The organism is Cupriavidus sp. GW821-FHT07C08, assembly GCF_059419025.1.
This window is the reverse complement of sequence record NZ_JBWKQZ010000034.1, coordinates 98,749-103,949: the sequence shown is the minus strand read 5'-3', so window position 1 is coordinate 103,949 and position 5,201 is coordinate 98,749. Positions and strand designations below refer to the sequence as shown.

At 65.5% G+C, this 5,201-nt stretch carries 4 protein-coding genes and 1 tRNA gene; 3 read left to right on the top strand and 2 right to left on the bottom strand.

Annotation, left to right across the window (positions count from 1 at the left end; all coding sequences use genetic code 11):
* Positions 1-135: 135 nt before the first annotated feature.
* Together efp and earP are read right to left on the bottom strand one after the other, a co-directional pair.
* Positions 136-696, bottom strand: coding sequence for an elongation factor P (gene efp, locus AC07UK_RS32250; protein ID WP_010814696.1), 561 nt, complete (start codon positions 694-696; stop codon positions 136-138).
* 211 nt (positions 697-907) lie between these two features.
* Complete coding sequence (earP, locus tag AC07UK_RS32245) at positions 908-2,068, bottom strand: elongation factor P maturation arginine rhamnosyltransferase EarP (RefSeq protein WP_494687317.1); 1,161 nt, start codon at positions 2,066-2,068, stop codon at positions 908-910.
* A gap of 164 nt (positions 2,069-2,232) precedes the next feature.
* Between earP and uvrC the strand changes: the two genes are divergently transcribed.
* The 3 genes from uvrC to AC07UK_RS32230 all read left to right on the top strand — a co-directional run bounded on the left by uvrC (position 2,233) and on the right by AC07UK_RS32230 (position 5,200).
* Positions 2,233-4,239, top strand: a complete 2,007-nt coding sequence (uvrC, locus tag AC07UK_RS32240) for an excinuclease ABC subunit UvrC (protein ID WP_494687318.1) — start codon at positions 2,233-2,235, stop codon at positions 4,237-4,239.
* Between the two features lie 113 nt (positions 4,240-4,352).
* The gene (gene pgsA / locus AC07UK_RS32235; RefSeq protein WP_013957352.1) at positions 4,353-4,952 is read left to right on the top strand and encodes a CDP-diacylglycerol--glycerol-3-phosphate 3-phosphatidyltransferase; all 600 of its coding nucleotides are present in this window, start codon (positions 4,353-4,355) and stop codon (positions 4,950-4,952) included.
* 172 nt (positions 4,953-5,124) lie between these two features.
* Positions 5,125-5,200: transfer RNA gene (locus tag AC07UK_RS32230), tRNA-Gly, on the top strand.
* The last annotated feature ends 1 nt before the right edge of the window (position 5,201 follow it).

The window sequence follows — 5,201 nt, the reverse complement described above, 5'->3', positions numbered from 1 at the left end:
CTTCGGCGCAGCGTTTACAACTTCCTCTGACGCTACATACAAAAATGCCGTTCAGCTCTTAACTGAACGGCATTACAGCCGAGGCTGCCATTTTTGTTGACCGGCCCCGCGCTGAGGCGGGGCGAAGCGAGCGCCTTAGTTGGCGCGGCTGCGGTATTCGCCGGTGCGGGTGTCGATTTCGATCTTGTCGCCGATGTTGCAGAACAGCGGCACTTGCAGCTCGAAGCCGGTGTTGATCTTGGCGCCCTTGAGCACCTTGCCCGACGAGGTGTCGCCCTTGACGGCCGGCTCGGTGTAGACGATTTCGCGGACCAGCGTGGTCGGCATTTCAACCGAGATGGCCTTGTCGTTGTAGAACACCACTTCGACGTTCATGCCGTCTTCGAGGTAGTTCAGCGAGTCGCCCATGCTGTCCTTCTCGACTTCGTACTGGTTGTAGTCGGCGTCCATGAACACGTACATCGGGTCAGCGAAGTACGAGTAGGTGCATTCGCGGCGCTCGAGCACCACGACTTCGAACTTGTCGTCGGCCTTGAACACCGACTCGCCCGGTGCGTCCGTCAGCAGGTTCTTGTACTTCATCTTGACCACAGCGGCGTTGCGGCCCGACTTGTTGTATTCGGCCTTCTGCACGACCATCGGATCGCCGCCGATCATGAACACGTTACCGACGCGGAGTTCCTGTGCGATTTTCATCTGAACTGTTTTCCTGAAATAGAAAGTAGGAATTTGGAATGGCGAAGGCGCGCTGCCGGCATCACCTGCGGTGAGCCTGTGAGCCCCAACGAGAGGCGTTCACGCGCTCGCGACCCCGTGCTCAGCTTGCATTCAGGTCTTCGCCCAGTGTCGGTCTGACGCCTGGGAAAGGCCCTGGTTCTCCGGCCCGGTCGCCATTTGAATCAACCGATCATTTTACCTGATTTTCGCAAAGCGCCACCAGGTTGGCGGCAAGATCGCCGGGATGCTGCATGCGCCGCTCCCAGCGCGGTGCGATTGCGGCAAGTGCCGGCAGGTGCGCACGCAGGCGCGGCCAGTCCACGGCATTGCCATAGCCGTTCCAGGCGTGCCAGAAGTCCGTCAGCGCGGCCGCTGCTTCCGGCGCCACGCCGCCCTGGCCGAACAGGTCGAGCCAGGCGTCCAGCTTGACCCGGTGCGCGGCATCGTCCTGCGGGTAGATATGCCACACCAGCGGCCGCGCCGCCCATTGCGCGCGCACGAAGGAATCCTCGCCGCGCACGAAGTTCAGGTCGCAGGCCCACAGCAGTTCGTCAAAGTGCTCCTGGCGTACGAAAGGGATCAGCTGCACGCACAGGCTGCCGCGTTCCACCGGGTCGCCAATCCGCAGCGGGGCGCCCAGCCATTCGGCGACCTGGTCCGCGGCCAGGCCTGCGGGCACCAGGCAATGGACCGCCTCGGCGGCATCGCGCCATTGCTCCAGCAGCGCGGGCAGGGCCGGGTTGCGGTAGGCAAACAGGCTCACGCGCAGCGCATCGGGCCGGGGTGTCACGCTCAGCCGGTGCCACAAGGCCGCCTGGGCGGCCGTGCCGCCGAGGAAGGCGGCGCGCTGCGCGCCCAGCATCGATTCCCGCAGCAGGCCGCCGGTGCCCGGCTCGAAGCCGGGGAAGAAGAAATGCTTCACTAGCGGCAGCCGCGGATGGGGTGAAGGCATCGCATGGTGCTCCCGTACCCACGGCTCGGCGCTCAGGTATTCCAGGTTGATCCAGGCGGGTTTGGGGTCACGCGCGGCCATGCGGGCCAGGAAGGCTTGCGGCACATCGCAGGCGAAGGCTTCGATGACGGCATCGTGTGGCTCGGCCCCGGCGGTGTCATCCACGTGGCTATCGCCACCCGGCCGCCACGGACGAATTTCCACGCCCGCCAGGCGCTGCACGGTGGCGCCGGTATCGAGTTCCGGCGCCAGCCGCGCGAAGCTGGCGAGGTCATCGACCCACAGCCGCACCGCGTGCCCATGCTCCTGCGCGAGTTGGCGGGCCAGCCGCCAGCAGACGCCGATGTCGCCGAAGTTGTCGATCACGGTGCAGAAGATGTCCCAGGAGCGGATAGGCATGACAGGTGACGGGCGCGCGGGTGGGGCGCGCGCTGAATTGCTCTAAACTTGCGATTTTAGAGGCCATGCCGTTTTGATGCGCGCAGGCCGTGTAGCGGTCACCGTCCCCAATGTCCGACCAGCAACCCGATTCCCCGAAACCCGCCGACGAAGTTCCGGCCGAAATGCCGCCCGAAACGCCGGCCCCCCAGCCAACCGAGGTGACTGCCGAGGCGTCTGTTGAAGCGCCGCCGGAGCCATTCGATCCGCGCCCGGTCATTTCCCGCCTGCCTGGCCTGCCGGGCGTGTACCGCTATTTCGACGCGGCCGGCAATGTGCTGTACGTGGGCAAGGCGCGTGACCTGAAGAAGCGGGTATCGAGCTATTTCAACAAGACCCAGTTGTCGCCGCGCATTGCGATGATGGTGGCGCGCATTGCCCGCATCGATACCACCGTGGTGCGCACCGAGGCCGAGGCGCTGCTGCTCGAGAACAACCTGATCAAGGCGCTGGCGCCGCGCTACAACATCCTGTTCCGCGACGACAAGTCGTACCCGTTCCTGAAGCTGACCGGGCACCGCTTCCCGCGCATGGCGTACTACCGCGGCGCCACCGACCGCAAGCACCAGTACTTTGGACCGTTCCCGAGCGCCTACGCGGTGCGCGAGAGCATGCAGATCCTGCAGAAGGTGTTCCAGTTGCGCACCTGCGAGGACACCGTCTTCAACAACCGTACGCGGCCGTGCCTGCTGCACCAGATCCACCGCTGCACCGGGCCGTGCGTCAACGCCATCAGCGAAGAAGACTATGCGCGCGATGTCGCCAACGCGGCGCGCTTCCTGCAAGGCCGCCAGACCGAAGTGCTGGAAGGCCTGCAGGGCAAGATGGAGCAGCACGCCGAGCGGCTGGAGTTCGAGCAGGCCGCGGCCGTGCGCGACCAGATCGCGGCGCTGTCGACCGTGCTCAAGCGCCAGGCGGTGGAAGAAGTGGGCGGGCAGGCGCGCGACATCGACGTGCTGGCCGTGGCGGTGGAGGGCGGGCGTGCCTGCGTCAACCTGGCCATGGTGCGCGGCAGCCGCCATCTGGGCGACAAGGCCTACTTCCCGGCCCATGCCGACGAAGCGGCGATGATCGTCGAGGATGCCGATGAACGCGCCGAGGAGCGTGAGGATGGGGCGGACAGCGCCGCAGCCGCGCTGCCGCTGACCGTCGACCGCATCGCCACGCGGGTGCTGTCGGCCTTCATGGTGCAGCACTACCTGGAGCAGCCGGCGCCGCCTATCATCGTCGTCAGCCATGCGCCGGACGATGCCACGGTGCTCGAGGCGCTGACGCTGCACGCCGGGCGCAAGGTCACGCTGGTGCGCCAGCCGCAGGGCCAGCGCAAGGTCTGGCTGGAGATGGCGCAGCAGGGCGCGGCGCTGGCGCTGTCGCGCCGGCTGGCCGAGCAGGGCAGCCAGGAGGCGCGCACGCGCGCGCTGGCCGAAACCATCGGGCTGGATCTGGAAGACCTGGCGCTGCTGCGCGCGGAGTGCTTCGATATCAGCCATACCGCTGGGGAGGCCACCCAGGCATCGTGCGTGGTGTACCACCACCACGACATGCAGAACAGTGAATACCGCCGCTACAACATCCAGGACATCATCCCGGGCGATGACTACGCGGCCATGCGCCAGGTGCTGACGCGGCGCTACCAGAAGCTGGTCGAGCAGATCCAGGAAGACGGCGGCATGGAGGCCGCGGCGCAGGTGCCGCAGATCGTGCTGATCGACGGCGGCAAGGGCCAGGTCGAGGTGGCGCGGCAGGTGTTCGAAGAGCTTGGGCTGGATATCGGCCTGCTGGTCGGCGTGGCCAAGGGCGAGGGCCGCAAGGTCGGCCTGGAGACGCTGGTGTTCGCCGATGGCCGCCCCTCGCTGGAGCTGGGGCAGGGCAGCGCCGCGCTGATGCTGGTGGCGCAGATCCGCGACGAGGCGCACCGCTTTGCCATCACCGGCATGCGCGCGCGCCGCGCCAAGACGCGCACCACCTCGCGCCTGGAAGAGATCGAGGGCATCGGCGCGCGCCGGCGCCAGAAGCTGCTGACCCGCTTTGGCGGGCTGCGCGGCGTGATGGCCGCCAGCATCGACGAGCTGGCCAGCGTCGAGGGCATTTCACGCGGCCTGGCCGAAGAGATCTACCGGCAGTTGCACTGAGCGCGCGGGGCCGCGGGGCGGTGCGGGGCGGGAAATTGGCCAATGATGGTCGATTGGTCCGGAAATCGGCGACAATCGCAAGATTGGTTACCGTCCCCCGCCGCCCGAGTTCCATGCCCTTCAATTTCCCGATCCTGCTGACCTGGCTTCGTGTCGCCATGATTCCACTGGTGGTAGGCGTGTTCTACCTGCCCGACGCGTGGCTGCCGATGCATGCCAAGAACCTGACGGCGGCGTCGTTTTTCATCATTGCCGCGGTCACGGACTGGCTGGACGGGTTCCTTGCGCGGCGCTGGAACCAGACCTCGTCGTTCGGCGCCTTCCTGGACCCGGTCGCCGACAAGCTGATGGTGACGGCGGCGCTGCTTTCGCTGCTGGCGCTGGGCCGGGTCACGGACCTGATCGCGCTGGTGATCATCGGGCGCGAGATCACCATTTCGGCGCTGCGTGAATGGATGGCGCAGATCGGCGCTTCCAAGAGCGTCGCGGTGAACTTCCTCGGCAAGCTCAAGACCACGGTGCAGATGGTGGCGATCCCGCTGCTGCTGTACAGCGACCGCCTGCTCGGCTTCGATGCCCACCTGCTCGGCACGTGGATGATCTACGTGGCGGCAGTGCTGACGCTGTGGTCGATGTTCTATTACATGAAGCTCGCCTGGCCGCAGATCCGCGAGCGCAGCGGGATGGTGGCGCGCGCCGGCGCGCAAAAGTGAAAAGAATTTTTGAAAAGGTGTTGACGACGAGAGCAGTTCTTTGCATAATCTCATTCTCGTTGCTGACGACGCAAACGAAAGCAGCGAGATAAGGTTGGTTTAGCGCAAGATGTTGTGAGATAACAGCGTGTTGCGGCATAAAACACCTTATTTGGATTTTGGTAGTGCCCCTGCGGGAGTAGCTCAGTTGGTAGAGCGCAACCTTGCCAAGGTTGAGGTCGCGAGTTCGAGACTCGTCTCCCGCTCCAA